Annotated in this window: 27 protein-coding genes; 17 read left to right on the forward strand and 10 right to left on the reverse strand. The window is 69.6% G+C overall.

What is annotated here, in order from left to right:
- Positions 1-2: 2 nt before the first annotated feature.
- Positions 3-974 carry a transcriptional regulator gene (locus OKW78_RS12950; protein WP_281195577.1) on the reverse strand — a complete coding sequence of 324 codons (972 nt, stop codon included), beginning with the start codon at positions 972-974 and terminating at the stop codon, positions 3-5.
- A 197-nt stretch (positions 975-1,171) separates the two neighbouring features.
- On the opposite strand from OKW78_RS12950, the gene OKW78_RS12955 reads away from it, so the two are divergent.
- Positions 1,172-2,581 (forward strand): tRNA(Ile)(2)-agmatinylcytidine synthase, encoded by a 1,410-nt coding sequence (locus tag OKW78_RS12955; protein WP_281195578.1) that lies wholly within the window; start codon positions 1,172-1,174, stop codon positions 2,579-2,581.
- Positions 2,582-3,063: 482 nt separating this feature from the next.
- The gene (locus OKW78_RS12960; RefSeq protein WP_281195579.1) at positions 3,064-3,417 is read left to right on the forward strand and encodes a VOC family protein; all 354 of its coding nucleotides are present in this window, start codon (positions 3,064-3,066) and stop codon (positions 3,415-3,417) included.
- Between the two features lie 39 nt (positions 3,418-3,456).
- Here the strand turns inward: OKW78_RS12960 and OKW78_RS12965 are convergent, their stop codons facing one another.
- Together OKW78_RS12965 and OKW78_RS12970 are read right to left on the reverse strand one after the other, a co-directional pair.
- Positions 3,457-3,687 carry a hypothetical protein gene (locus tag OKW78_RS12965; protein WP_281195580.1) on the reverse strand — a complete coding sequence of 77 codons (231 nt, stop codon included), beginning with the start codon at positions 3,685-3,687 and terminating at the stop codon, positions 3,457-3,459.
- A gap of 61 nt (positions 3,688-3,748) precedes the next feature.
- Positions 3,749-3,928, reverse strand: coding sequence for a hypothetical protein (locus OKW78_RS12970; RefSeq protein WP_122104134.1), 180 nt, complete (start codon positions 3,926-3,928; stop codon positions 3,749-3,751).
- A gap of 97 nt (positions 3,929-4,025) precedes the next feature.
- Between OKW78_RS12970 and OKW78_RS12975 the strand changes: the two genes are divergently transcribed.
- The 3 genes from OKW78_RS12975 (at position 4,026) to OKW78_RS12985 (ending at position 6,039) form a co-directional block, all read left to right on the forward strand.
- Positions 4,026-5,135 (forward strand): aminopeptidase P family protein, encoded by a 1,110-nt coding sequence (locus tag OKW78_RS12975; RefSeq protein ID WP_281195581.1) that lies wholly within the window; start codon positions 4,026-4,028, stop codon positions 5,133-5,135.
- Between the two features lie 55 nt (positions 5,136-5,190).
- Complete coding sequence (locus tag OKW78_RS12980; RefSeq protein ID WP_281195582.1) at positions 5,191-5,496, forward strand: DUF5789 family protein; 306 nt, start codon at positions 5,191-5,193, stop codon at positions 5,494-5,496.
- 96 nt (positions 5,497-5,592) lie between these two features.
- The gene (locus OKW78_RS12985; RefSeq protein ID WP_281195583.1) at positions 5,593-6,039 is read left to right on the forward strand and encodes a DUF302 domain-containing protein; all 447 of its coding nucleotides are present in this window, start codon (positions 5,593-5,595) and stop codon (positions 6,037-6,039) included.
- A gap of 195 nt (positions 6,040-6,234) precedes the next feature.
- On the opposite strand, the gene OKW78_RS12990 is transcribed toward OKW78_RS12985, so the two are convergent.
- From OKW78_RS12990 to OKW78_RS13000, 3 genes are all read right to left on the reverse strand, one after another.
- Positions 6,235-6,447, reverse strand: a complete 213-nt coding sequence (locus OKW78_RS12990; RefSeq protein ID WP_281195584.1) for a preprotein translocase subunit TatA — start codon at positions 6,445-6,447, stop codon at positions 6,235-6,237.
- Positions 6,448-6,582: 135 nt separating this feature from the next.
- Entirely contained in the window at positions 6,583-7,908 is a 1,326-nt protein-coding gene (gene nreA / locus OKW78_RS12995) for a DNA repair protein NreA (RefSeq protein WP_281195585.1), read from the reverse strand.
- Between the two features lie 293 nt (positions 7,909-8,201).
- A complete protein-coding gene (locus OKW78_RS13000) occupies positions 8,202-9,203 on the reverse strand; it encodes a transcription initiation factor IIB family protein (RefSeq protein ID WP_281195586.1) in 1,002 nt (333 codons plus the stop codon).
- Positions 9,204-9,331: 128 nt separating this feature from the next.
- On the opposite strand from OKW78_RS13000, the gene rnhA reads away from it, so the two are divergent.
- Positions 9,332-9,928, forward strand: a complete 597-nt coding sequence (rnhA, locus tag OKW78_RS13005) for a ribonuclease HI (protein ID WP_281195587.1) — start codon at positions 9,332-9,334, stop codon at positions 9,926-9,928.
- Positions 9,915-10,622 (forward strand): hypothetical protein, encoded by a 708-nt coding sequence (locus tag OKW78_RS13010; protein ID WP_281195588.1) that lies wholly within the window; start codon positions 9,915-9,917, stop codon positions 10,620-10,622. The genes rnhA and OKW78_RS13010 overlap by 14 nt, the downstream gene beginning before the upstream one ends.
- 130 nt (positions 10,623-10,752) lie before the next feature.
- On the opposite strand, the gene OKW78_RS13015 is transcribed toward OKW78_RS13010, so the two are convergent.
- The gene (locus OKW78_RS13015) at positions 10,753-11,106 is read right to left on the reverse strand and encodes a PadR family transcriptional regulator (protein ID WP_122104142.1); all 354 of its coding nucleotides are present in this window, start codon (positions 11,104-11,106) and stop codon (positions 10,753-10,755) included.
- 433 nt (positions 11,107-11,539) lie between these two features.
- Here OKW78_RS13015 and OKW78_RS13020 point away from each other — a divergent pair, with 433 nt between their 5' ends.
- Positions 11,540-12,076 (forward strand): inorganic diphosphatase, encoded by a 537-nt coding sequence (locus tag OKW78_RS13020; RefSeq protein WP_281195589.1) that lies wholly within the window; start codon positions 11,540-11,542, stop codon positions 12,074-12,076.
- Between the two features lie 135 nt (positions 12,077-12,211).
- On the forward strand, positions 12,212-12,352 hold the full coding sequence (locus OKW78_RS13025; protein WP_281195590.1) for a hypothetical protein: 141 nt from the start codon (positions 12,212-12,214) through the stop codon (positions 12,350-12,352).
- A gap of 29 nt (positions 12,353-12,381) precedes the next feature.
- On the opposite strand, the gene OKW78_RS13030 is transcribed toward OKW78_RS13025, so the two are convergent.
- On the reverse strand, positions 12,382-13,194 hold the full coding sequence (locus tag OKW78_RS13030) for a winged helix-turn-helix domain-containing protein (RefSeq protein WP_281195591.1): 813 nt from the start codon (positions 13,192-13,194) through the stop codon (positions 12,382-12,384).
- Between the two features lie 304 nt (positions 13,195-13,498).
- Between OKW78_RS13030 and OKW78_RS13035 the strand changes: the two genes are divergently transcribed.
- Positions 13,499-13,630 carry a hypothetical protein gene (locus OKW78_RS13035; protein ID WP_255417640.1) on the forward strand — a complete coding sequence of 44 codons (132 nt, stop codon included), beginning with the start codon at positions 13,499-13,501 and terminating at the stop codon, positions 13,628-13,630.
- A 13-nt stretch (positions 13,631-13,643) separates the two neighbouring features.
- Here OKW78_RS13035 and OKW78_RS13040 read toward each other — a convergent pair whose 3' ends face one another.
- On the reverse strand, positions 13,644-15,818 hold the full coding sequence (locus tag OKW78_RS13040) for a caspase family protein (protein ID WP_281195592.1): 2,175 nt from the start codon (positions 15,816-15,818) through the stop codon (positions 13,644-13,646).
- A 250-nt stretch (positions 15,819-16,068) separates the two neighbouring features.
- On the opposite strand from OKW78_RS13040, the gene OKW78_RS13045 reads away from it, so the two are divergent.
- The 3 genes from OKW78_RS13045 (at position 16,069) to OKW78_RS13055 (ending at position 19,206) form a co-directional block, all read left to right on the forward strand.
- Positions 16,069-17,025 (forward strand): succinylglutamate desuccinylase/aspartoacylase family protein, encoded by a 957-nt coding sequence (locus OKW78_RS13045; protein WP_281195593.1) that lies wholly within the window; start codon positions 16,069-16,071, stop codon positions 17,023-17,025.
- Entirely contained in the window at positions 17,025-18,212 is a 1,188-nt protein-coding gene (locus OKW78_RS13050; protein ID WP_281195594.1) for a threonine synthase, read from the forward strand. The genes OKW78_RS13045 and OKW78_RS13050 overlap by 1 nt, the downstream gene beginning before the upstream one ends.
- 91 nt (positions 18,213-18,303) lie before the next feature.
- Positions 18,304-19,206 carry a ketopantoate reductase family protein gene (locus OKW78_RS13055; protein WP_281195595.1) on the forward strand — a complete coding sequence of 301 codons (903 nt, stop codon included), beginning with the start codon at positions 18,304-18,306 and terminating at the stop codon, positions 19,204-19,206.
- Between the two features lie 40 nt (positions 19,207-19,246).
- On the opposite strand, the gene OKW78_RS13060 is transcribed toward OKW78_RS13055, so the two are convergent.
- Positions 19,247-19,468 carry a hypothetical protein gene (locus tag OKW78_RS13060; protein ID WP_281195596.1) on the reverse strand — a complete coding sequence of 74 codons (222 nt, stop codon included), beginning with the start codon at positions 19,466-19,468 and terminating at the stop codon, positions 19,247-19,249.
- A 326-nt stretch (positions 19,469-19,794) separates the two neighbouring features.
- Between OKW78_RS13060 and OKW78_RS13065 the strand changes: the two genes are divergently transcribed.
- From OKW78_RS13065 to OKW78_RS13080, 4 genes are all read left to right on the forward strand, one after another.
- A complete protein-coding gene (locus tag OKW78_RS13065; protein WP_281195597.1) occupies positions 19,795-20,643 on the forward strand; it encodes a CBS domain-containing protein in 849 nt (282 codons plus the stop codon).
- Positions 20,643-22,448, forward strand: coding sequence for a glycine--tRNA ligase (glyS, locus tag OKW78_RS13070; protein WP_281195598.1), 1,806 nt, complete (start codon positions 20,643-20,645; stop codon positions 22,446-22,448). Before OKW78_RS13065 ends, glyS begins: the two co-directional genes overlap by 1 nt.
- Before the next feature lie 2 nt (positions 22,449-22,450).
- Complete coding sequence (locus OKW78_RS13075) at positions 22,451-23,083, forward strand: dolichol kinase (RefSeq protein ID WP_281195599.1); 633 nt, start codon at positions 22,451-22,453, stop codon at positions 23,081-23,083.
- Positions 23,084-23,180: 97 nt separating this feature from the next.
- Positions 23,181-24,599: an amidohydrolase gene (locus tag OKW78_RS13080; protein WP_281195600.1), complete on the forward strand. Its 1,419-nt coding sequence runs from the start codon at positions 23,181-23,183 to the stop codon at positions 24,597-24,599.
- Positions 24,600-24,607: the final 8 nt, after the last annotated feature.

Genomic DNA, 24,607 nt, shown 5'->3' on the forward strand with positions numbered 1-24,607 from the left:
GACTACGCTTCCGACGGGGCTTCCGCGCGGTCGCGGATCAGTTCGCGGATCGTCTCGGGGTCGCTGACGTTCTCTATCTCCGCACAGGAGACGATCGCGGTGCCGTCGACGGACTCCCGGTCCTCGGACTCCTCGGTGAAGTACACCGATCGCGTGTGAGCCACCTCGCCGATGGATGACATGATCCGCGCACGCTTCTTCGCGGCGGGCGTGAACGCCGAGTGACCGGTGAGCAGCCGCATTACGGGGTCGTCGTCGTCCTCGGAGACGGCCTTGAACGGCGCGCGAGCGGTCGGGTGGACGGTGAAGCCCGCGGTGGTGAGCACGTGGACGACGTGTTCGTCGTCCGGATCGGCGTCCGGCGCGGAGGGAGTCGGGTCCGCGTCGCGGACGTCGTCGGCCCCCTCCAGTACGTCCACCGGGCTGGAGAACGGCTCGTCGAACAGCTCCTCGAGCTGGATCGCGACCTCGATGGAGGCGTTCATGCCGTCCTCGTACTTCGAGACGGTCCGCCGGGAGACGCCGAGCTCCGTCGCGAGCCGGCCGAGGGACCAGCCGCGCTCCTCGCGTTCGTCCGCCAGCAGGTCGCCGTCCAGACTGACGTAGAGTCCGCCGGGGGCCGCGTAGATGAGCGGCGGCATCTCCTCGATGAACAGCTCGTAGGCGGTGTCGGGGTTGATCACCGGGACGCCGTGTCTGAAGTAGACGACGCCCGGCTTCAGCTCCTCGTCGCGGGTCCGGATCCCGATCACCATCGGCGTGGCGTCGAGATACTCGCCGAGCCGCCGCATCTCCGCGCCGGTCGCCGCGTCGAGCGCGTCGACGTTGCCGAGGATCTTCAACAACAGGAGGTCCTCGCCGCGCCGGATGGCCACGTCGAAGCTCTTGGGCCGGACCGCACACCGGTCGCTGACGAGGAACCCCGCGTCCTCGAGCATCGCGGTGACGTTCTCGATCAGCGCAGTCCGGGACATACCCGAGATAAGCGGCTCGGAGCATATATACGTTGTGTCGGCGGGTTTCGCCGATACCCGTGCCACCTTGCGTTTTTCCGAACCACTGCGGACGATACGGTTATATAGGTGTTCCCGCCACGGGCGGCGGGCGGTCGAAACCAACCCGTCCGCCGAAGGGTCGAAACCGGCTTGTCCGCCGGCACGAAACCCCGACCATGCCGATCGTCGCCGTCGACGACACCGATTCGCGGGACCGCGGCATGTGTACGACGTACGTCGGGGTCCGGCTCGGAGAGCGGCTCGAGGCGGCCGGCGGCCGGGTGTCCCGGCGGCTGCTCGTGCGGCTCAACCCCGCGGTGAAACACAAGACGCGGGGGAACGCCGCGGTGGCGACCCACGTCGCGGGCGTCGACGCCGACGCGGCGTTCCGGATCGCGGGAGAGACCGTCCGGGAGTACGCGGCCGCCGAGGACCCGCGAACCTCACCCGGCGTCGTGGTGGCCGACGTGGAGATCGCCGACCGCGACGTCGGCGCGGGGTTCGCCGACGGCGTGGACGACCTCGCGGGGCGGATCCCCGACGACGTCGCGGCCTTCGCCCGCCGCGCGCTCCGCGAACGGCTGGACCTCGCGGAGGGCGTCGCGCTCGCGGACCGCCACGGCTTCCGCCACGCCGGGTTCGGTGCCGGCGGCGCGGACGGAGACGAGACCGAGGGTCGCGGACGGATCGGCGCGCTCGCCGCGGTCGGCGCGCCCGCCGCCCACGACGAGTGGACGTTCGAGCGGATCTCCTACCGGGAGTTGGACCGCTGCGGAACGCCCCGCGACGTCGACGCCGACAGCGTCTTCGAAGCCGCGGACGAGGGATATCCGGCGGTATGGGACACCGTCGACCGCGGAACCGGCGAGGTCGTCTGCGTCCCGAACGCTCCGGGCCCGATCCTCCACGGGATCCGCGGCGACGACGCGGCCGCCTGTCGGCGGGTGGCGGGTGCGATCGACTCCGAGCTGGTCGAGCGCGCCGCGACGTTCGTGACCAATCAGGGGACGGACGCCCACCTCGCCGACGGCTCCCTCGGCGACCTCCGCGACGGGGCGGGCTACCGCGTGACCGGCGTCGTCGCGGACGAGCCGGAGACGAAACGAGGGGGTCACGTCCACGTCGCGGTCGCCGGCGTGGACGACGACGGCGACGAAGACGACGGGGCGGAGGTCGGTCCGGCCCTCCGGGCGGTCGCGTTCGCGCCGACCGGGCGGTTCCGTGACCGCGTGCGCGCGCTCCGCCCGGGCGACCGCGTGACGCTGTGTGGCGAACACGAGGTCCGCGAGGGGGCGTCGGGCCCGGAAGCGACCCTGAAACTCGAGAAGTTCGCCGCCCGCGAGCTGGTCCGGACGGAACCGACCACGCCGACCTGTCCGGAGTGCGACCGGAGAATGTCGTCGGCCGGAAGAGGACAGGGATACCGCTGTCGCGACTGCGGAACGACGGCCCCCGGGAAGGTCGAGGAGCCGATCGACCGGGAACTCGAGCCGGGCTGGTACGAGGTTCCCCCGAGCGCCCGGAGACACGTCGCGAAGCCGCTCGTCCGCGGCGGGTTCGACGCGCCGACCCACCCGGAGCGGTAGGGCGTCGAGCGCGACCCGGTCCGGCATCGGCGCGCCCGGGAGCGGGCCGTCGGCCCGCGACCGGACCGCGAGGGAGTCGGCCGCCTCCGGGCGGCCGACGAGGCTGGGGAGGCGTGAGGTGCGGGGCCGTGCGGTGCCACGAGCGTGAGAGAGCGGGTGGAGGGAAGTCGCAGCCCGCGCAGCGAAGCGAGCAGGAACGTCTTCGGTAGTGCGGTCGCGGAGGGCGGGACTCAAAGGGACAGTTGTGAGGCTTTGGAGACGGTCACCGCGCGAGCAACGATCCCGTTCTCATCACCCGCGTCTCCCTCGAAACAGCCGTCCTACAACACCCTTCATCGCTCGGCCGTTTCGCTCTGTTTTGTATTCGAAGAATAGGATCTCAACGGACCCGAGTGACCTACCGATCGCTTCGTTCCGATCGGGTCCTCGAACCCGTGCGACTCGGCGGAGCGATTAAGTCACTCCGCCGTACCCACGGTACCATGTCAGGGATCGTCTTCTACGCGACGGAGAACCACGACGCGGTCGTCGGTTTCTACCGCGAGCGACTGGGAATGGACGTCTGGCTCGACCAGCCGGACTGCACGATACTTCGCCACGGGAACCTCCTCGTCGGGTTCTGTGACCGGGATCGAACCGACGACTGCGGGATCGTGACGTTCGTCTACTCGGACCGTGCGGGAGTCGACGACGCCCACGACCGCCTCGGCGAGGCCGCGGACGAGGAGCCACACGAGAATGAGAGATACGACATCTACCAATTCTTCGCGACTGACCCCGACGGACGGACCGTGGAGTGTCAGGCGTTCCTGAACGAGGACGTGGAGCTGCCCTGATCCGTCCGATCCAGGCGGCACCCCCGCCATAACGACCCGTTAATCGTCGAGGTCGCGTTCCTCACGCCACGCCGCCGCCCGCTCCTCGGCCGCGGCGCGCTCGTCGAGGACGACCCGATCGTACGCGCGGTCGTCGACGGCCTGCTCCATCACGTCGAGGCGCACGACGAACCGGCCGTCGCCGCGCTCGCGGATCCGGACCGTGGCGTACCCGTCCGACCGTTCCCACTCCGTGATCGTCGCGTCCTCCCGCTTCAGAGACCAGGTCATACGGGAACGGGGAGTGCCGCGGGGCTAAAACGACGCGATCCCGTCCCGACGAGCCGGAGATTCAGGCGTCGACGACGCCTTCGGGACCGGCCGAGTACGAGCAGGCGGGACAGACGGCGTACCCGAGGGCGTCGTACGGCACGGACGTCGACGGAACGGTCTCGCCACAGTCGGGACAGCGGAACGTCGAGGGGTCGGTGCCACCGCCGAAGTCGAACGACGTGAAGTGATCGGTCGCCATGGCTCGGATCAGGGGAGAGATCCCTATAGTTACGACCCGCTTGATGGGGCGGTAGTCATACCCTGATTTATATGCTCCCGCCGGGCGGAGGGTGCGTATGACCGACGACGCGTACGCGGCCCGCCGCGACCGGGCGGGAGGGCGGCTCCGGGCGATCGGGGCCGACGCCCTGATCTGTTTTCCGAGCCGGAACCTCCAGTATCTCACCGGGTTCGCGACGGAGCCGGGCGAACGCCACTTCCTGCTCGTCGTCCCCGCGGAGGGGGAACCGGGCCTGCTCGTTCCGTCGCTGTACGGGGCCCAACTCCGCGAGGAGACGAGCGTCGCCGACGTGTGGACCTGGGCCGACGGCGACGATCCGCGGACGGAGGTCCGGAACTTCCTCGAGGCACACGACCTCCGCGACGGACGACTCCTCGTCGACGACACGATGTGGGCGCGGTTCACTCAGGACCTCCGGGCGGTCGCACCGGACGCGGAGTGGGGGCTCGCAAGCGAGGCGCTCGCCGATCTCCGGGTCCGCAAGGACGGGACAGAGCTGGCCGCGTTGCGGGCGGCGGCCGCGACCGCGGACGCGACCGTCGAGGACCTCCGGGGGCTCGGCTCCGATGCGGTCGGGATGACCGAGCACGAACTCGCGGACCGGATCGCCGACCGACTGGCGGCCCACGGCGGCGAGGGGACCTCCTTCGAGACGATCGTGGGCGCGGGCGCGAACGGGGCGAAGCCGCACCACGGCCACGGGGACAGGGAGATCCGCGCCGGCGACCCCGTCGTCCTCGACTTCGGGACGCGCGTCGACGGCTATCCCTCCGACCAGACGCGGACGCTCGTGTTCACGGGCGATCCGCCCGACGAGTACCGGACGGTTCACGCTATCGTCCGGGAGGCACAGGCCGCCGCGATCGACGCCGTCGAGCCCGGAGTCACCGCGGCGGCCGTCGACCGTGCGGCCCGGTCGGTGATCGAGGCGGCGGGGTACGGCGACCGCTTCGTCCACCGGACCGGCCACGGGGTCGGCCTCGACGTCCACGAGGAGCCGTACGTCGTGGCGGGCAACGACCGCGAGCTGGAGCCGGGGATGGTGTTCTCGGTCGAGCCCGGAGTGTACCTCGAGGGACGGTTCGGCTGTCGGATCGAGGACCTGGTCGTCGTCACGGACGACGGCGCGGAGCGACTGAACGCGACCGATCGGGGGTGGCGATGAGGAGGAAGGGGGCCGTACCGAAACCGTTACCACCGACCGACCGGAATCGCGAGCCATGAGCGAAAGCGACGAGGAGGCCGACGCGGAGGCCGAAGAGGACGCCGAGCCCGCCGTCGAACTCGGCGACGGCCCCGTCGTCGCGGGCGAGCCGGTCGCCCGCGTCGCCTCCCGGCTCACGTGGCCCGCGACCCGAAGCGACGTGCGCGCCCAGGAGGGTGACGCGACCGTCCGGACTCCCGACGGACCGACGAGCCTGGACGCCGTCCTCGAGGAGTCGGAGGTCCCGCTCTTCGAGAGCCGCGGCGAGTTCCGCGAGGCGGTCGAGGACGTGGTGGGGAGCGGCCCGGTCGCCACGGAATAGACGGTCCCGAACGTCCCGGCCGGATCGAGCCCCCGGACGCGCCCGCGACGGGCCGACACGCCACCCTTTTTGTCCGTACCGGTCCGACGGTCGCACATGACGCTCCCGTTCGATCCCGACGACCTGGACGGCGACGACTTCGGCGAGAAACGCACGACCCTCGAGATGGACCACGAGACGGCTATCGAGCACGTCCGCGAGGTCTGTGCGGACGTGGGGTTCGGCTTCCCCGTCGAGTTCTCCCCCTCGGAGATGCTGAACGAGAAGGTCGACGCCGACCGCGATCCCTACTACGTTCTCGGCGCGTGTAACCCCGCCGTGGCCGACCGCGCGCTCGACGCCACCGACGGCCGGATCGGCTCGCTGTTCCCGTGTAACATGGTGATAGAACAGGTCGAGCCCGGGAGACAGGTCGTCCATCACGTCTCGATCATGAAGATCGCGCGGCTGCTCGGCCTCCCGAGCGACGACGAGGAGATGGACGCGATAATCGACGACACCGGCGAGATGGTCGGCGAGGTCTTCGAACGCCTCGAGGACTGAGCGGTCCGCGACGTCGACGTCCCCGACTCGGTTCCCGTTCGTCTCCGGACCTTCCTTCTCGTTCGTCTCCGGCTCGTCCGCCGCCGACGGGCCCGCCTCCGCGGCCGCGAGGAGCCGGTCCAGCCGGGCGCGTCAGCCGTTCACAGGTCCGATCGAAGGGAGTTCGGCTCGCTCGAATCACCGCACGTCCGGGTGTTATCGCCCGTTCTCGACGCGCTCGCGGAGCCGGTCCACTTCGGACTCCAGTTCCGCGATCCGTTCCTCGAGCGTCGACCGACGGCGAAGGAGGAGGAACACGGCCACGGCGCCGAGCGCGACGGGAGCGGCGAGCAGCAACAGCACCAGCATGATGATCACGAGTTCCGGACCGCCCGGGACGCCGAACTGCGCGGGGAGGGCAACGAGCATGTCGAACGCTCATCATGACGGGACAAAAACCCTCGGTCCGGACCGCCGGATCGACGGGGGCGAGCGTCCGAGCCACGACCACTCCCGACGTGAGCGTCCTCCCCGCGGACGTCCCCGCCGCGCCCTCTCGAGCGCTCAGTCGTCCCGGCCGGTGAAGTCGGCGAGGTTCGCCTGGAGTCCCGCCGCCATCGTCGACTTCCGCCGGAGTCGACCGAGCGAGATCGGCAGCCGCTCCGTGACGCCGCGAACCGCCTCGCCGAACGTCTCCGCGGTGCCGTGCTCGCCCTCGAAGGCGTTCCGGACGGCCTCGCGGACCTGCCAGACCCCGACCGGTCCCCAGTAGTCGTCGGAGACGTGCCGGCAGACGAGGACCTTCGCCTGTCGGCCGCGGTCGTGGAGGTGTTCGAGGACGCCGAGGCGGGCCGCGTAGTACGCGCCCGCGGTCTCCTCGACGTACCCCGTCCGGCCCTCGCGACCCTCGCTCGCGGCCGCGAGGTAGACGCCGGCGTCGGGGCCGGGGTTCCAGATCGAGCCGGGGGCCTTCATCTCCACCAGCTCGTACTCCCAGTGTCCGGGCACGAGAACGACCCAGAACGCGTTTCCGAGGTACTCGTTGCGGTGGACCTCGATCCGGTCGATCGACGGTGCGTCCCGGATCGACCCGCGGAGGAACTGCCCGATCGTGTCGTCGACGGCGGTGATCGACCAGCGGGTCGGCACGAGCCGGCGGTCCCGCCCGCGCCCGAGCGCGCCCGCGGAGAGGATAGTGTTGATGTCGTACACGTCGAACCCGCGACGGTAGAGGTACGTCATCGCCCCCTCCGCGCGCCAGTCGTCGTCCTCCAGGGTCTTCTTCACCGGCCGCGGCACGTGCGGGTTCTCCCCGAGCGACGCGTCCCGCGCCGCCGCCCGCGGCCCGGTCGGCGTCTTCACGTCCTCGAGGCCGACCTCGAAGTCGAGGTCGGGCGTGCCGTCGAGGCCGATCTCGACGTCGACGGGGCGGTCCGCGATCGCGACCTCGCGTTGAACGCCGAGCCAGCCGTCCCACGCGTCGTGGACGCTCGCCTCGCTGCTTCCGGTTTTCCCGACCCCGGAACTGCCGATCCCGGCGTCGGTCACGTCGACGCCGCGGTTGGCGTTGAGCAGGCTGGTCCGGCGCTCGAAGACGTCCGCGATCGAGACGCCCTCGTCGTACCACGCGCCGGAGGTCCGGAAGCTGGCGGCGCGCTCCTCGCGACCGACCGGCGAGAGCAGCCCCGTCGAGACGTTCGGATAGTCCGATCGGCCGACGAAGATCGACGGGGAGACGCTGCCGACGACCGCGTCGTCCGAGACCTCCGCGTCGAACCGCCGCTCGAAGGAGTCGAGGTGCTCTATGATCCCGTAGTCCTTCTCGCGGGCGAGCCGCCGGCGCTCGGCCCGTTCGCTCGTCTCGAACTCGAGGAACTCGTCGAGCCGCATTCGTCGATCGTTGGCGGCGGGCCGGCTTGAACGTTGCTTCGATCGATGGGTTCCAGTTCGGTCGAGTCGTACCGCGTTATGCGGTCGGCGCGCCCGGGAGCGGGCCTTCGGCCCGCGACCGGATCGCGAGGGACGCGGTGAGCGCTCGAAGAGCGCGAACCGCGAGGCTGGGGAGGCGTGAGGTGCGGGATCGTGAGGTCGGCTGGGGCTTCGGCGGTGTTCGTAGACACCCTGACGACCGAGTATAGCCGATCGGCTGGAATCGTGGAAAGGTTCACCGCGCCAACAACGATCTACGCGTGGATCCCCATGGCCTCGATCTGCTCCTGATAGCGGTTACGGATGGTGACTTCCGTGACCTGGGCGACGTCGGCGACCTCGCGTTGGGTCTTCTTCTCGTTACACAGAAGCGACGCGGCGTAGATGGCGGCGGCGGCGTAGCCGGTGGGGGACTTCCCCGACAACAACCCCTGTTCGGCGGTGGTCTCGATGATCTCGTTGGCCTTCGACTGGACCTCCTCGCTGAGGCCGAGCTCGGAGGAGAACCGCGGGACGTACTTCTGGGGGTCGACGGGGCGCATCTCCAGTCCGAGCTCCTGGGAGATGTAGCGATACGTCCGGCCGATCTCCTTGCGGTCGACCCGAGAGACGTCGGATATCTCCTCGAGCGATCGGGGGATCCCCTCCTTGCGACAGGCGGCGTAGAGGGCGGCGGTGGAGACGCCCTCGATCGACCGGCCGCGGATGAGGTCCTCGGAGAGCGCGCGTCGATAGATGACCGAGGCGACTTCCCGGACGGATCGCGGGACGCCCAGCGCGCTCGCCATGCGATCGATCTCCGAGAGCGCGAACTGGAGGTTGCGCTCGCCCGCGTCCTTCGTCCGGATCCGTTCCTGCCACTTGCGGAGCCGATGCATCTGCGAGCGCTTCTTCGAGGAGATGGAGCGCCCGTACGCGTCCTTGTCCTTCCAGTCGATCGTCGTCGTCAGCCCCTTGTCGTGCATCGTCTTCGTCGTCGGCGCGCCGACGCGGGACTTCGACTGCCGCTCGGAGTGGTTGAACGCCCGCCACTCCGGGCCGGGGTCGATCTGCTCCTCCTCGACGATGAGCCCGGTCTCCTCGTGTATCAGTTCGCCGTCGGCCGTCCGGGTGAGCTCCGCGGGGTCGAGGTCGTCGGGGTCCAGCTCGTCGGGATCGACTTCTTCGACGTCCACCTCGTCGGTTTTCGATCCCTCCGCGTCCTCGTCCCGCACGCGCTGCCGGTCGTGATCCCGTTGCCGGGTGGGCCGTGTCATCGCATTTATATACTACATTTACCGACTGACTTAAAAGTTCGTGAGCGATCGGATCGAGCGGCCGCGGAGGTATCGCGCCGACCGGCGGACGGACAACGCTTTGGGTCGCCGACACCGACTCCCGAGAGATGCCGACGATCGACTGCGATCCGACCGACGCGCGGGCCCGTCTGGAGGACGCCGGCGTCCGGATCGACGCCGGAAACACCGCCCACGAGCGGTGGCGTGCCGAGCGCGACGGGGCGGTCGCCGTCGCCTACGACGACAAGGTGGTCGTCCAGGGAAGCGATCCCACTCGACTGACGAACCTCCTCGCGGACGGGGGCGGACGCGCGCACGTCTACTTCGACGGCGCGTCCAGGGGGAACCCCGGGCCCGGCGCGGTCGGCTGGTGTCTCGTCACCGCCGACGGCGTCGTCGCCGAGGGAAGCGAGCGGATCGGTCGCGTCACCAACAACCAGGCGGAGTACGCCGCGCTGATCCGCGCGCTGGAGGCGGCGGACGAGTACGGCTTCGACGAGATCGACGTCCGGGGGGACTCCGAACTGATCGTGAAACAGGTGCGCGGCGAGTGGAACGCGAACGACCCGACGTTACGCGAGAGACGCGTCCGGGCCCGCGAGCTGTTGGACCGGTTCGACCGCTGGTCGATCGCGCACGTTCCGCGGGAGATAAACGCGCGCGCCGACGACCTGGCGAACGAGGCACTCGATGACGCGAACTGACGACGAGCCACCGGAGTGGGCGAAAGAACGGGCACGAGAGCTGATGGCGGCCGAGGACGACGAGGGCGTCGATGACTCGGACGAAGGCCACGAGGACGGCGAAAGCGGGGGCGACACGCCGGGCGAGGACGGGTCCGAACGGGTTCCCGACGTACCGGTTGAGGTCGTCGACGAGGCCGAACGCCTCACCCGACTCGCGAAAGAGGCGACCGATCCCGCGGCCGCGGAGGGATACCGCGAACGCCGGGACGACCTGGTGACCGACCACGAGTACACGCCGCGACTCCGCGAGGAGGACGACACGCTCGTGTTGTACCCCGAGGAGTGGATGGAGTCGGGGACCGTCCGACTCGACCGCATCGAGGACACCGACCGGGCGGTGGAGGTGTCGCTCTCGGGGCCCGGCGACGCCGACCGCTACCGCGAAGTCGCCGCCTACAACGACGCGGTCGCCGACGCGGTCGCCGAGCGGGTCGACGGGGTCCACGCCGAGACCGCACGGAGCTTCGCGGCGTTCATGAGCAACCACTACGTGCGCGCGGTCGACGACGCGACCCCCGAGATGCGCGCGGAGTTCCGCGAGGAGTTCTTCCCGCGGAACGCCTGGCCGAGCGACGAGCAGCGGGCGGCTCTCGAGGAGTCGCTCGAGACGATCGAGCGCGTCGCGGCCGCGCTCGACGAGCCGGCGCCGTAACGGACCTCGGTCACGCTCGCAGCCGGTCACGTTCGAAACCGGTCATCCCCCTCGCTCAGTCGGCCGAGCCGACGAGGCCGGGGCTCCGAGGGTCGAAGAAACGGACCGCGAGGTTCCGCGACGGAACGGTCTACTCCTCGATGAGTGCCCGTACCTCGGCCGCGCGACCCTCGTCGGTGACGAAGCGGTCGAGCACCCACTCCAGCTGGCCGAGGACGACGTCGTGGCCGGCATCGGTGAGCGCGTACTGGTTCGTACGTTTGTCGAGTTCGCTCTTCTCGATGAAGCCGTCATCGACGAGGTCGTCGAGGTTGGGATAGAGCCGACCGTGGTTCACCTCGGAGCCGTAGTACGCCTCGAGTTCGCGTTTGACCGCGAGCCCGTACATGGGCTCCTCCGCCAGGATCGTCAGGATGTTCTGTTGAAACGCGGTCAGATCGTGTGCGGTCGTCGATGCTTCAGGAACCGATCGTGCCTCTGACATGCCGAATAGAAAGGTTCCCTGACTTATAACCTTTCTCAACGTTCATCGAATTTACGACCTCTCAACGGGATCGATTCCGACGAACGGGCGTTTCGGGCGATCGATCCGGCGTTTCCGTCCGATGGTCCGACGAGGTGTAGAAAACGATCCGTCGGTTTCGATCGTATATACACTTACTGTAGACAACGAAACCGGCAATACGCCAACGGATCCACGGTCGAGGATCGGTCCGATCGGGCCCGAATCGGCCCCGATCGGTTAGGTTCATCCTATGAGAATATCCGAAACGTCTCGGGAGAATATCCCCGGTGCCCCCGGACGACTACTCGGGAGTACTCGTGAAGGAGGACGTCGACGGTCATCGAGGTGAACGCGCGGTCGGCTCGCCCCGTCCCGAAAGGATTTTCCACGCGTTCGTCGCAGTACCCGATACATGGTAAACCTCTGGGAGGACCTCGAGACGGGACCGGACGCCCCCGACGAGATCTACGCGATCGTGGAGTGTCTCAAGGGCGAGCGAAACAAGTACGAGTACGACAAGGACGTCCCGGGCGTCGTCCTCGATCGGGTGCTCCACTCGAACGTCCACTACCCGTACGACTACGGATTCATTCCGCAGTCGTACTACGACGACGAGGACCCCTTCGACGTGATGGTGCTCGTCGAGGACCGGACGTTCCCCGGCTGCGTGATCGAGGCTCGCCCCGTCGCGCTGATGAAGATGGACGACGACGGCGAGCAGGACGACAAGGTGATCGCGGTGCCGACCGAGGACCCGCGGTTCGATCACGTCGAGGACCTCGAGGACATCCCCCAGCAGATCCGCGACGAGATAGACGAGTTCTTCTCGACGTACAAGAACCTGGAGGAGGGGAAGGAAGTCGAGACGTTGGGCTGGGAGGACGCGGCGGCCGCGAAGGAGGCCATCGAGCACGCCCAGGACCTCTACGACGAGGAGTTCGGAGCCTAACGAGGGCGGTCGGGACGCGAACGAGAGCGTTCAGGATCGCCGGAGGATAACCGTCGCGTATGGCGGACCTCGCGTCAATGTTTTATGCGTATGAGTAATTTTTAGAGGATGGAACCGGTAGTATCGGGTGGAACCATGACGACCACCGCCTCGTCGTTCGGCATGGATCACCCGACGGTCGTGCCGGTCAACTTCGACCCGGAGCGACGCGAGGGGACGGACGATCGCGAGTCGGGCGCTCGCGGGTCGGACGTCGCCGGAGCCGCCGAACGATGACCTTCATCGGAGTCTCGATCGACTCCCGCTCACTCCTGACTCACTGACGACTCCCGTATCACCGCCGAGAGCGGCGTGGCAGCGCTCGCGAGCGACTCGAACCGTTCGTCCGCCCACTCGATGACCGTCTCGTCCGTGGTCTCGAAGACGCAGCGCGGGTTGTTTCGCTCGTCGTAGGCGACCACGCAGGCGACGTCGTCGTACCGGAAGAGGCCGTACTCGATGGGTTCGGCGGAGACGTACACCGTCGCACCCTCGTCGGACAGGGCCCGGTCGGTCGCGGGCCCGAACTCCGCGATCGACGTCTCCAACACCTCCCGGTCGATGACCAACTCGATCTCCGCGCCCGCATCGAGTGCGGCTCCGGCCGCCTCGTTGTACTGGGTCGTGACGATCGGCGAGACGGCCCTGACGTCCGATCCGCACGTGTCGCGGATCAACTCCACCACGCGGTCGAGCGCGGCCAGCGGATCGCGGTCGGTCGCCGCGGTGAGATCGCCCGTCTCGAGCCCGGCCGCGGGAAACGCCGCGCCTGCCCGCTGTAAGTCGGCGGCGAATCGCCCGTACCGGTCGCTGCGGTCGATCTCCGAGAGCAAGTCCTCGTAGGCGGCGTGAACGCGTTCGCCCGTCGGTGTCACGTGGTAGACACCGTCGCGTTTGACGACCCACCGACGCTCGCGGAATCCGGCCAGGATCCGCTGGACGGTGGTCCGCGTCGCGTCGACCGCGTCGGTCAGGGACGCCGGTCGTCGCGGATTTCGGTCGAGCGCCCGGAGGATCGCGATCCGTACCGGCGATCCGGCGAGGTATCGTGCGTCGTCGTGTCCGCTGTCGGACGCCATCGTCTCTCACTGAGATACGAACACCCGCGTGATAATCGTGTCGTCGGAGCGGACGCCGCCGCGGAGGCACCGTGGACGGAGACCCGTACCCGATCCGACGAGAGGCGTGTCTTTGTGACGGGGGAATCGAACCTCGCGGCGACGTGAATCGAGATCTCGTGGCGAATCGCCGTGTCCGAAGCACCGTCGTGGAACCGTGTGGGCCTTCGAACCAATTTCTTTCAATATAGATGTAATTCAAACATTATAGACGTACCACTTCGCATAAGACTAGAACTTAATCTCACGCGCATTCTGGTGTAATATGCCCGAAAGTGTTGCGGCATACCTGGCAGAGCACCCGAAGATGACCGGCGTCCTGTTCACCGCCCTGCTGCTGTTGACGCAGGCGGCCCCCGCGGCGGCGAACGCGGCACAGGCGACGCCCGGCCCGTAGAACCGAAGCCGGATCAAAGCGGCAGCAACTCGTCGCTCCAGTGGAGTTCGTCCTCGTAAAACACGGGGAGGGTTTCGAGCTGAAGCAACCCGGTTAGCTGCTCGGAACTGATCCCGCCTATTCTCGCGTCGCTCGGAACGGCATAGTTCTCGGAGATCCCCTCGATCGTGGGACTGTACATCGTTCCGACGCCGTACGGTCCGTTCGGATACGCCGACATCGTGAAGTTCCACGCCGAGCCGTCCGGCTCGATGTCGACGACGATCGCGATCCCGCTCCGACTCTGACAGATCGTGGTCGCCCCGTCGCCGACGACGATGTACTGGTGGCCGGTGAGCAGCTCCCGCTTCGCGACGTGGAGCGCGGTCCGGAGGTTGAACCCGCTGTTCATCAGGCGGGCGACGATCCGGCCGAGCTTCGTCGCCGGCGAGTTCGCGACGTCGCTGAGCGTGACGATCCCGCCTCGGCTCCCGCGGTGGATCAGGGCTTCCCCCTGCTCGTAGGACTGACAGGCGTTGAGGAGGAACGCGCTGACGCTGACCTGGAGGTCCTCGCGTGTGAGATCGAGGTAGTCGTCGGTACACTGCATCCCTCGATCGTCGACGTGGCCGACGTAGTGGAGGAAGTCGACGTCGGCCGCGAGGGCCTCGCGCATCTCCGCGCGGGTGAGGTCGTGGCGCACCTCGATGTCGAACTGGACCATGTCCCGGAGCCCGTAGAGCTCCGACACCTTCCCCTCCTCGCGCATCTGTTCGTCGTTACAGACGACGAGCACCGAGATGCGCGACTGCTCGACGGCACCCGTCTCCAGCCGTCGGCGGTAGGCGTCGAGCGTGGCCTTGTTCGCGTCGAGCGGAACCCCGTCGCCGACCCAGGCGTGCTCGACCGTCTCGACCGGATCGGGACGGACGAACTCGGCGGACCCGAGCGCGGCTCCGTGGTCGCCCGGGGCGTCGGCCCCGCGCGGTCCGGCCCCACGACGAGTCGGATCGCCACCGAGATCGGGACCATCCCCGGGCTCGGGACCGCTTCCGGGATCGGAACCGCCGCCGACGCCCGTCCCGCCACGGACGAACTCGGCGGGCCCGGGATCGGGCGCTCGGAGGAAACCGATCCCGCCTCCGGGACCGGTGTCGGCCGGCGTGACCGTCTCCGGCGACCGAACGATGGAGAGCTCGCCGGCCACGAACGGGAGCGCCTCGACGTTATTCGGGTCGGGCCGGACGTCGGTCGTGAGCGTCCATCGGGGGAGCTCCGGCTCGATCCGCTCGAACGGCACCTCGAGGTACGCTCCGAGCCGCTCGGCGAGCGGAGCCTCGTACAGCGCGGCCCAGTCGAGGTCGGCGACGGTCGTCTCCCGCTCGTGGAGGTCGACCGGGTAGAACCCCTCCGTCCGGGCGATACAGTCGAAGTGGAACGACTGCCGGAGGGCCTCGGCGGCCCGCCGCTCGACGTCCGGTTCGAGCGAGTGTACCCAGCCGTCGCCCTCGATCCGCGCGGCGGAACCCGGAACCACCTCGGCCGCGAAGTAGTACGCGAGCGGGACGACGGGGTAGACGTCCCGGTAGGAGGGAGGGACCACGATCCGCACGCCGCTTTCGGGTCGCTCGATCCGGTCGGGCACGTGGAACTCCGTTCCCGGCTCGATGAGGGGCGGGTGTCCGCGGAGCGTCGGGAAGGAGCGCTCCGGGCTCGTCGTCTGGAGGGCCGATCCGAGGTGCGAGATCGCGTCCATCAGCGACTCCGGGTCCGTCGGCGTCGTGATCGTCCCCGCCGGCCGCTGATGGAGCGACCGGAATCCGAGGGTCACCTCGGTGGGCGTCTCGAGGTCGATCCGGGTGGTTCGATCGGTCGTCGTGACGGAGAACCCGGACTCGAAGTGCGAGTAGAGCTTCGTGGGCGCGGGGTCGATACCGAGGTGGTACTCCCCCGCGGGCATCGTGAGGTCGTCGCCGCGCGCGAGCAGGGCTCCGTCGCTGGATCGGGTCTCGACGACCGCGATCCGCGGGATCTCGATGGAGCCGGTCTCGACGGTCACGCTCGCGTCGACCGGGAAGTAGTGGTCCTCGACGGGAGAGGGCCGCGGGGTGACCGGCCGGTCGGTGTAGAGTTCGAACTGCGTGTTCTCGATGTGGTCCGTGATCGTGAGACCGGGCGCGTCACACAGCGGGTCGATGTCGATGCTCATGTGCGGTGGGCCGCGATCGGCCGTCGGGACGGCGGTAACTACCGTCCGTTCGGCGGAAGCGGGTGTAAACCTTGTGTCGCCGACTCGCCCGTTCGTCGATCCGGCGGAGTCGTCCGCTCGTCGCTCCGGCAGGGTCGTCAGTTCGTCGATCCGGCGGGATCGCCCCGGATCGCGCGTCGTCGGCCGACCCGAGGGGCGGAAACCGCCGCCGACCGAACGGATAAAGGGGCCGCCGACCCACGTCCGCGTAATGATCACGCTGGGTACGGCGCGAGCGTCCCCGGGCGAGACGGACACCGGCCGTCTCGAGGTGGGCGAGACGCGGGACGGGAGCCCGGTCCGGCTCCCCGTCGCCGTCATCAACGGGTCCGAGGAGGGGAAGACCCTCTACGTACAGGCGGTCAGCGACGGCGACGAACTCAACGGGTTGGGCGTCGTGAACCGATTCGTTCCCCGCGTCGATCCGACGGATCTGTCCGGCGTCGTCCTCGTCGTCGGGATCGTCAACTACTTCGCGTTTCAGGTGGCCGAGCACCGGAACCCGATCGACGACCGCAAGATGAACCGCGGATACCCCGGCGACGCGGACGGCACGACGAGCGAGCGGATCGCCCACGCGACCTTCGAGGAGGCGAAACGCGCCGACCTGATCGTCGATCTCCACCAGGGGTCGACGAGCCGCATGATAAACGAGACGCGGGTCCGCTGCGGGATCAGACACCACCTCCACGGGGACTGTCTCGAGCTGGCGAAGGTGTTCGGCTGCGGGCACGTGCTCGACATCAAGGGGCCAGACGGTCAGCTCGCGCGGGCCGGCCCCGACCAGGGGATCCCGACGATCGATCCCGAGCTCGGCGGCTGCGTCGGGTGGGACGAGGAGTCGATCCGATACGGCGTCGAGGGACTGTTCAACGTGCTCCGCCACTACGGCTTCCTCGACGGGAGCGTCGAGGTCGAAGAACAGGTCCGGGCCCGCGGGTTCGACCAGTACGGGTCGCCGGCGGGCGGGCTCGTCCGGTTCGAGGCCGCCCTCGGCGACCGGGTGTCCGCGGGCGAGACGCTCTTCGAGGTGACCGACACCTTCGGCGAACGAAAGGGTCGGGTGACCGCCGACGCCGACGGCGTGTTCTGGCGGACCCGCCGGCTCCCGCAGGTCGCCGCGGGCGAGTACGTCTGCTCCGTCGGGACCAACGTCGACCGATACTGATGCCGGGATCCGACCGCGACGACGACACGACCCGATCCCTGGCGTGTTCCGACTGTGGGACCACGTTTCCGGATCGTTGGCGCTGTACGTGCGGCTCCCCTCTCGAGTTCGTGGACCGGCCGGTCCCGTCGGGCGGAGCGCCCGACCCCGGCGCGTTCGACGCACGACTGGGCCTGTGGACCTTCGAGGACTTCATCGCCGTCGGCGACGACTCGGCCGATCGGGTGACCCTCGGCGAGGGCTCGACGCCGCTCGTCGACGCCGACGGGGCCGCGGGCGACGCCCTCGACGACCCGTGGAACGCCGAGTTCAAGCTCGAGTACGTCTTCCCGACGGGCTCGTTCAAGGACCGCGGCGCGACGACGACGCTCACGCGTGCTCGTGAGTTGGGCGTCGATCGGGTCGTCGAGGACTCCTCGGGCAACGCCGGGGCCGCGATCGCGACCTACGCGGCCCGCGCGGGGATCGACGCCGAGGTGTACGTCCCCGCCGACGTGAAGGAGGCGAAGCTCCGGGCGATACGTCGAGCCGGCGCGACGCCGGTACGGGTGGAGGGGTCGCGCGCGGACGTGACCGACGCGTGCGTGGCCGCGCTCGATCCGGACGCGGAGCGTTCCGATTCCGAGGGAACCGACTCCGCCTGGTACGCGAGCCACGCCTGGAACCCGGCCTTCTTCGAGGGGACCGCCACCGTCGCCTACGAGATCGCACGCCAGCGTGACTGGGAGGCACCCGACGCGGTCGTGACCCCGCTCGGACACGGCACGCTCTTTCTCGGCGCGTACCGGGGGTTCGAGCGACTCCGCGAGGCCGGCTGGATCGATTCGGTTCCGCGGCTCTACGGCGCGCAGGCGGCCGGAACCGCGCCGATCGTTCGGGCGCTCCACGGTCCCGAGGCGGCCGATCCCGACGGGAAACGCAACGAGTCGGCGGACGGGATCCGGATCGCCGAGCCGGTTCGACGGGAGGAGGTCCTCGAGGCGATACGCGGGACCGGCGGCGACGCGGTCGCGGTCACCGAGGCCGCGGGCGATCGAGAGCTCGACCGGCTCCACGCCGCGGGGTTTTACACCGAACCGACGTGTGCGGTCGCGCCGGCCGCCCTCCGCGAGTTCCGCGCTCGCGGGGCCATCGACGCCGACGAGGACGTCGTCGTCCCGCTGACCGGGAGCGGGCTGAAGGGCTGACGGCTCGGGGCCGACTGAAGAACTGACGGGTCGAGAGCCGGCATCCCCCGGCACCGACATCGCTTTTCGACGGCGGGTCGTTCGACTGCGCATGGAGGTCCTCGTGTACGGCGCCGGCGCGCTGGGCAGCCTCGTCGGCGGACTGCTCGCGCGCGCCCACGACGTGACGCTCGTCGGCCGGAACCCGCACATGCGACGAGTCCACGAGGAGGGACTGCGGATCGAAGGGCGGATCGACGCGTGCGTCCGGCCGCGAGCGCTGACGGACGGCCGCGATCGGTCGGCGGACCTCGCGCTGGTGACGACGAAGGCGTACGACACGGACGCGGCGGCGCGGGCGCTCGCGACCGGTGAGTACGACGCGGTCTGCTCGCTCCAGAACGGGCTCACCGAGGAGCGGCTCGTCGCGGCGCTCGAGCCCCCCGTCCTCGCGGGGACGGCGAGCTACGGCGCGCGCCTCCTCGAGCCCGGACGCGTGCGGTGTACCGGGATCGGCGAGGTCGTCGTCGGGTCGCTCGCCGGCGGCGGGAGCGCGCTCGCCGACCGGGTCGCCCGGGCGTTCGCCGATGCCGGGATCGAGGCGGCCGCCGCCGTCGACATGCCCCGGCGACGGTACGAGAAGCTCGCGGTCAACGCGGGGATCAACGGTCCCTCGGCGCTCGCGCGGGTCACGAACGGGGAGACGCTCGAGGGGCCGGCGGGGGGCATCGCCCGAGAGGCGGCACGCGAGGTCGCTCGCGTCGCGAAACCGGAGGGGATCGAACTGGCGGAGCCGGCGGCGGTCGACGCGCTCGAGCGCGTCGCTCGCGACACGGCGGCGAACCGCTCGTCGATGTGCGAGGACGTCACGGCCGGCCGGCGGACCGAGGTCGACGCGATCTACGGGGTCGTCCTCGAGCGCGCTGCTCGGCGGGAGGTTCCGGTGCCGACGTGCCGGACGCTGGCGTCCGTGATACGGGCGTGGGAGGCGGGGCAGGGACTCCGGAGGCAGTGAATCGACGTACCGATCGAAGGGTGTTAGCGGGTCGTCGCGGTCAACACCACTCCTCGAGGACGGTCGCGTTCTGCTCGTCGACGGAGAGCCACGCGTTCTCGCGGGAGACGTCGGCGATCACGAGTTCCGGTCGCGACGAGGAGGAGTCGATCGACGCCATCACGTCGGTCGAGGAAGGGCCCGTCGGCTCCGCGTCCGTCGGCAGCGCCGTCCGCCGACGGTCGGGGTCCGGGTCGTCCCAGGGAGTGGAACTCCGTGACATGATTGTGATTAGTTCACAGCCCGTCAAAAGGGTTGCGAACCGCGAACCGAGATCCGTCGGAAGACGCGGCGATTCGTGCCGGGATCGACGACGGAGCCGAGCGATCGTCGTCGATCCGACGATCACCACGGCGGTGACGGACGATCGGAGGACGGGAGGAACGGCGGGACGTGATGAACGGCGGGACGGGAGGAACGGTGGGAGACCGCGGTGACGACGCGACGCCGGGAGGCCGCGATGACGACGCGACGACCGCGTGCCGACGTCGATCCGGGCCGTGATCGCCCTTCGGGGGATACAAGAGGAGCGACGCTGAAAGACGGGGCATGAACGTAGCAGACGCCATGACGCCGCGGACCGATCTCGTCGTCGTCGAGATCCCCGGCAGCCGGAACGACGTGTTGGAGTACCTCCAGGAGTACGGCTTCTCCTCCGTCCCCGTCGTCAAGGACGTCGGCGGCGAGGAGGTGTACCGCGGGCTCGTCTCCCGGGACGACCTCATCGACCAGCCGGACGAGGACCAGCTCGCGCTGTTGATGCGCGAGGTGCCGGCGACGACCACGGACGCGACGATCGAGGAGGCGGCCGCGACGATGGTCTCGGAGCGCTCCCGCCGGCTCCCGGTCGTCGACGGCGACGAGCTCGTCGGGATCGTGACCGTCACCGACGTGGTTCGGGCGATCGCTCGCGGCGAGGTCGACGGTGACGAGCCGGTCGAGGGACTCGCGACCCGCGAGGTCAACGCCACGCACGTGGAGACGCCGCTGCCGGTCGCGGAACGAGAGATCGGCCTCGCCGGCGTCCCGTACGCGGTCGTGCTCGACGACGACGCGGACATGGCGGGGATCCTCACCGAGGTCGACGTGCTCGAGGTCGCACGCGTCGTCGAGGGCGAGGCGAGCACGGGCGACTCGATCGCGGAGCAGGACTCGGAGTGGTCCTGGGAGGGGATCAAGGCGACGGGCGCGCGCTACCTCCCGACCCGCAACGTCGAGATCCCGGCGGGCGCGACGCGCCACTTCATGACCGACGAGATCGTTACCGTCGGCGGCACGCGGACCGCGAAGGAGGTCGCCCAGGAGCTGATCTCCAACGACATCGAGCAGGTCCCGCTCGTGAACGGGACGGAGCTGTCGGGGGTCGTCCGGGACATCGATCTCCTGGAGGGGATCTGATGGCCGGTGCGGAGCTCGTCGAGCTCGCGAAGCGGCGCGGGTTCTTCTTCGGCGCGAACGGCGCGTACGGCGGCACCGCGGGCTTTTACACCTTCGGCCCGCAGGGCGCGGCGCTCAAACGAAACCTCGAGGACGCCTGGCGCGACCGGTTCACGCTCCAGGAGGGGAACCGCGAGATCGAGGCCCCGACCGTGATGCCCGAGGCGGTCTTCGAGGCCTCGGGCCACCTCGAGGGGTTCGACGACCTGCTCGTCGAGTGTGGCGAGTGCGGCGAGTCCCACCGCGCGGACCACCTCGTCGAGGACGCGACCGGGATCGAGGACGCCGAGGCGCTGCCGGGCGAGGAGGTCGAGGAGCTGATCCGCGAACACGACGTCGCCTGTCCCTCCTGCGGCTCGCCGCTCGCGGGCCGGGACGTCGAGGACTTCAACCTCATGTTCGCGACCGACATCGGCCCCGGCGACGGCCAGCCCGGCTACCTCCGCCCGGAGACCGCCCAGGGGATCTTCGTCGAGTTCCCGCGGCTGAAGGAGTACGCCCGCGGGAGCCTCCCGTTCGGGATCACCCAGATCGGTCCCGCCTACCGCAACGAGATCTCGCCGCGGGGCGGACTCCTCCGGCTCCGCGAGTTCACCCAGGCGGAGCTCGAGCAGTTCATCGACCCCGAGGCGGACGAGCCGCCGCTCGAACGCGTCGAGGACGTCGAGGTCCGACTCTACCCGGCGACCGCACAGGACGAGGAGGACGGCGAGTACCTCGACACCACGGTCGGCGAGGCGGTCTCGGAGGGGGTCATCGGCTCGCCGTGGGTGGGGTACTACCTCGGCGTCGCCCAGGAGTGGTACGAGCGGGTCGGCGTCGACACCGACCGGTTCCGGTTCCGCCAGCACCTCGCGGGCGAGCGCGCCCACTACGCCGCCGACTGCTGGGACGCGGAGAGCGAGGTCGACGGCGACTGGATCGAGATCGCCGGCTTCGCGTATCGCGGGGACTACGACCTCTCGAAACACGACGCGTACGGCGACGACTCCTTCACCGTCTTCAAACGCTACGACGAGCCGAAGACCGTCGAGCGCGCGACCGTCGACCCCGACATGTCGGTGCTCGGTCCCGAGTTCGGCGGCGACGCCGCCGCGGTCGCCGAGGCGCTGGAGACGCTCGCCGGACGCGACCCCGACGCCTTCGAGGACGAGACCGTGACCGTCGAGGTCGGCGAGGGCGACGAGCGCGAGACCCACGAGATCGACGCGGACGTGGCGAACTTCTCGATCGAGGCGGTCACCGAGAACGGCGAGCACATCACGCCTCACGTGGTCGAGCCGTCCTTCGGCGTCGGCCGGACCGTCCAGACGCTTCTGGCCCACGCCTACGAGACCGACGAGGTCGACGGCGAGGAGCGGACGTACCTCTCTCTGGCCCCCGAGATCGCGCCGCGAGACGCCGCGGTCTTCCCGCTCGTGACGAACGACGAACCGCTCACCGACCTCGCCGGCCGGGTCGCCGCCGACCTCCGGGAGGCCGGTCTGGCGGTCGCGTACGACGACTCGGGCTCGATCGGCCGCCGGTACCGGCGACAGGACGAGGTCGGCACCCCCTTCTGTGTGACCGTCGACCGCGACGGGATCGAGGGCGACGGGCCGGAGACCGTCACCGTCCGCGAGCGCGACTCCGCGGCACAGGCCCGGGTTCCCGTCGCGGACCTCGCGGACGAACTGGCCGCGCTCCGGACCGGCGGGACCTTCGACGACCTGATCGACCGGTACGGGGCCGTGGAGACCGACGTGGAGACGACGACAGAGAACTGATCGTGGCGCTCCCGGCGGCGGCCTGGCGCGAGCGCGTGGAGTTCGAGCGGCGGCTCGTCCACGCGAGCGGCACCCTCTATCCCGTCCCGTACCTGCTCGGATGGCTCTCGTGGGCGGAGACCGCGGCGCTTCTCGTCGCCAGCGTCGTCCTCGTCGGCACCCTGGAGTTCCTCCGGCTCGTCGTCGGGCTCGACCACGCGGTGTACCGGACGCTGACCCGCGAGTACGAGTCGGACTCGATCGGCGGCTACGCGCTCTATCAGGTCAGCATGGCCGGCGTCGCGCTGCTCGCGAGCACGTCGATCGCGAGCCCGACCCTCGCGATCCCGGCGATGTGGATGCTCTCCGTCGGCGACCCGGTGAGCGGCGCGCTCGGCTCGAACGGCCCGCGGGAACCGAAACGCCGGCTCGTGTGGGTCGTGATGTTCGTCGTCTGTGTCGCGGTCGCCGTCCCGTTCCTGGTCCCCGCGTTCGGGATGAGCGCGGGCGTCGCCGTCGCGGTCGCCGGCGCGGCGGCGGCGACGATCGCGGACGGGGCCCCCACGATCGTCCGCGGGATCGCCGTCGACGACAACCTCACGATCCCGCCGGCGGCGCTCGCCGGGATGGTGGCGGCCGTCGCGGTCGTCGGGTGATCCCCGAGCGGGAAGCGTGAACCGCTTCGGGGATCGAACGGCCGCGAGGTGCGACTTTATCCGTCCTGCCCGTCTTTGAGCGAGCCGAGCGAGCACCATGAGCACGCGATCAGTGTACGAGACGGTCGAATCGGAGCGGGAGCTACTGTACGACCTCGCGGAGCGGCTCTGGGAGACGCCGGAGTTGGGCCTCCACGAACACGAGTCGGCGGAGGCGCTCGCGACCACCCTCCGCGAGGAGGGGTTCGACGTGGAGACGGACGTCGCCGGGATGCCGACCGCGTTCGTCGCGACCTACGGCGAGGGTGACCCGACGATCGGAATCCTCGGCGAGTACGACGCGCTGCCGGGCCTCTCACAGGATGTGAAAGCCGAGCGGTCGCCGATCGAGCGGGGCGGCCCGGGGCACGGCTGCGGGCACAACCTCTTCGGGACCGCGACGCTCGGGGCCGCGGTCGCGGTCAAACGGGCGATCGAGGACGGGGAACTCGAGGGGACGATCCGCTACTACGGCTGTCCGGCCGAGGAGACGCTCGTCGGGAAGACGTACATGGCCCGCGCGGGCGTCTTCGACGACCTCGACGCCGCGTTGACCTGGCATCCCGGCGACCTGAACACGCCGCGGGTCGGCAGCTCGAACGCGCTCAACTCGCTCCTCTTCGAGTTCGAGGGCGAGGCCGCACACGCCGGCGGGTCGCCGGATTCCGGCCGAAGTGCGCTCGACGCCGTCGAGCTCACCAACGTCGGCGTCGAGTTCATGCGGGAGCACGTCTCCGACGACGCGCGGCTCCACTACTCGATCCCGAACGGCGGCGACGCTCCGAACGTCGTCCCCGCGGAGGCGTCGGTGTGGTACTTCGTCCGCGCGCCGACCCGCGAGGAGGTCGAACGCAACACCGACTGGCTCCGCGACATCGCGCAGGGTGCGGCGACGATGACGCAGACCGAGGTCAGCGAACGCTTCCTCTCGGGCTGTCACGACTACCTCGCGAACGGCCCCGTCACGGACGCCATCTGGGAGAACATGGAGGCGGTCGGCCCGATCGACTACGACGACGACGATCGGGAGTTCGCCCGCGAGCTGCTCGAGACGGTCTCGGAGAGCAATCGGGAGTCCCGACTCGAGGACCTTCCCGAGGACGTCCGGGAGACCGTCGAGCCGCACGCGTTGTACCCGGAACCGGTCCCGCCGTTCAACGAGGACGTGACCTCCGGCGGGTCGACGGAGGTCGGCGACGTGAGCTACATCGCGCCCACCGGCCAGTTCAACGCGGCGACGTGGCCGGTCGGCGCGCCGGGGCACTCCTGGCAGGTCGTCGCCGCCAACGGCGACTTCGCGCGGAAGGGGATGATGTTCGCCGCGAAGGTGCTCGCCGGGGCGGCTCACGACCTGATGACCGATCCGGAGCGGCTCGAAGCGGCACGCGCGGAGTTCGAGGAGGCGACCGGCGGCGAGCCGTACGAGACGCCGCTTCCGCCGGAGGCGGAGCCGCCGTTCGACATGACTGCCGAGTGATGGGGATC

Source organism: Halorubrum sp. F4, assembly GCF_027257195.1.
Taxonomy (GTDB): Archaea; Halobacteriota; Halobacteria; order Halobacteriales; family Haloferacaceae; genus Halorubrum.

Excerpts from the sequence above, each read along its gene's own strand:
- rnhA (WP_281195587.1), top strand. The coding sequence starts at position 9,332 with ATGCCGACGATCGACTGCGATCCGACCGACGCGCGGGCCCGTCTGGAG.
- OKW78_RS13010 (WP_281195588.1), top strand. The coding sequence starts at position 9,915 with ATGACGCGAACTGACGACGAGCCACCGGAGTGGGCGAAAGAACGGGCA.
- OKW78_RS13050 (WP_281195594.1), top strand. The coding sequence starts at position 17,025 with ATGCCGGGATCCGACCGCGACGACGACACGACCCGATCCCTGGCGTGT.
- OKW78_RS13035 (WP_255417640.1), top strand. The coding sequence starts at position 13,499 with ATGCCCGAAAGTGTTGCGGCATACCTGGCAGAGCACCCGAAGATGACC.
- OKW78_RS12980 (WP_281195582.1), top strand. The coding sequence starts at position 5,191 with ATGAGCGAAAGCGACGAGGAGGCCGACGCGGAGGCCGAAGAGGACGCC.
- nreA (WP_281195585.1), bottom strand. The coding sequence starts at position 7,908 with ATGCGGCTCGACGAGTTCCTCGAGTTCGAGACGAGCGAACGGGCCGAG.
- OKW78_RS13040 (WP_281195592.1), bottom strand. The coding sequence starts at position 15,818 with ATGAGCATCGACATCGACCCGCTGTGTGACGCGCCCGGTCTCACGATC.
- OKW78_RS12990 (WP_281195584.1), bottom strand. The coding sequence starts at position 6,447 with ATGCTCGTTGCCCTCCCCGCGCAGTTCGGCGTCCCGGGCGGTCCGGAA.
- OKW78_RS12970 (WP_122104134.1), bottom strand. The coding sequence starts at position 3,928 with ATGGCGACCGATCACTTCACGTCGTTCGACTTCGGCGGTGGCACCGAC.
- OKW78_RS13055 (WP_281195595.1), top strand. The coding sequence starts at position 18,304 with ATGGAGGTCCTCGTGTACGGCGCCGGCGCGCTGGGCAGCCTCGTCGGC.
- OKW78_RS12965 (WP_281195580.1), bottom strand. The coding sequence starts at position 3,687 with ATGACCTGGTCTCTGAAGCGGGAGGACGCGACGATCACGGAGTGGGAA.
- OKW78_RS13065 (WP_281195597.1), top strand. The coding sequence starts at position 19,795 with ATGAACGTAGCAGACGCCATGACGCCGCGGACCGATCTCGTCGTCGTC.
- OKW78_RS12950 (WP_281195577.1), bottom strand. The coding sequence starts at position 974 with ATGTCCCGGACTGCGCTGATCGAGAACGTCACCGCGATGCTCGAGGAC.
- OKW78_RS13000 (WP_281195586.1), bottom strand. The coding sequence starts at position 9,203 with ATGACACGGCCCACCCGGCAACGGGATCACGACCGGCAGCGCGTGCGG.
- OKW78_RS13060 (WP_281195596.1), bottom strand. The coding sequence starts at position 19,468 with ATGTCACGGAGTTCCACTCCCTGGGACGACCCGGACCCCGACCGTCGG.
- OKW78_RS13080 (WP_281195600.1), top strand. The coding sequence starts at position 23,181 with ATGAGCACGCGATCAGTGTACGAGACGGTCGAATCGGAGCGGGAGCTA.
- OKW78_RS12960 (WP_281195579.1), top strand. The coding sequence starts at position 3,064 with ATGTCAGGGATCGTCTTCTACGCGACGGAGAACCACGACGCGGTCGTC.
- OKW78_RS12955 (WP_281195578.1), top strand. The coding sequence starts at position 1,172 with ATGCCGATCGTCGCCGTCGACGACACCGATTCGCGGGACCGCGGCATG.
- OKW78_RS12985 (WP_281195583.1), top strand. The coding sequence starts at position 5,593 with ATGACGCTCCCGTTCGATCCCGACGACCTGGACGGCGACGACTTCGGC.
- OKW78_RS13025 (WP_281195590.1), top strand. The coding sequence starts at position 12,212 with ATGACGACCACCGCCTCGTCGTTCGGCATGGATCACCCGACGGTCGTG.
- OKW78_RS13045 (WP_281195593.1), top strand. The coding sequence starts at position 16,069 with ATGATCACGCTGGGTACGGCGCGAGCGTCCCCGGGCGAGACGGACACC.
- glyS (WP_281195598.1), top strand. The coding sequence starts at position 20,643 with ATGGCCGGTGCGGAGCTCGTCGAGCTCGCGAAGCGGCGCGGGTTCTTC.
- OKW78_RS12975 (WP_281195581.1), top strand. The coding sequence starts at position 4,026 with ATGACCGACGACGCGTACGCGGCCCGCCGCGACCGGGCGGGAGGGCGG.
- OKW78_RS13030 (WP_281195591.1), bottom strand. The coding sequence starts at position 13,194 with ATGGCGTCCGACAGCGGACACGACGACGCACGATACCTCGCCGGATCG.
- OKW78_RS13020 (WP_281195589.1), top strand. The coding sequence starts at position 11,540 with ATGGTAAACCTCTGGGAGGACCTCGAGACGGGACCGGACGCCCCCGAC.
- OKW78_RS13015 (WP_122104142.1), bottom strand. The coding sequence starts at position 11,106 with ATGTCAGAGGCACGATCGGTTCCTGAAGCATCGACGACCGCACACGAT.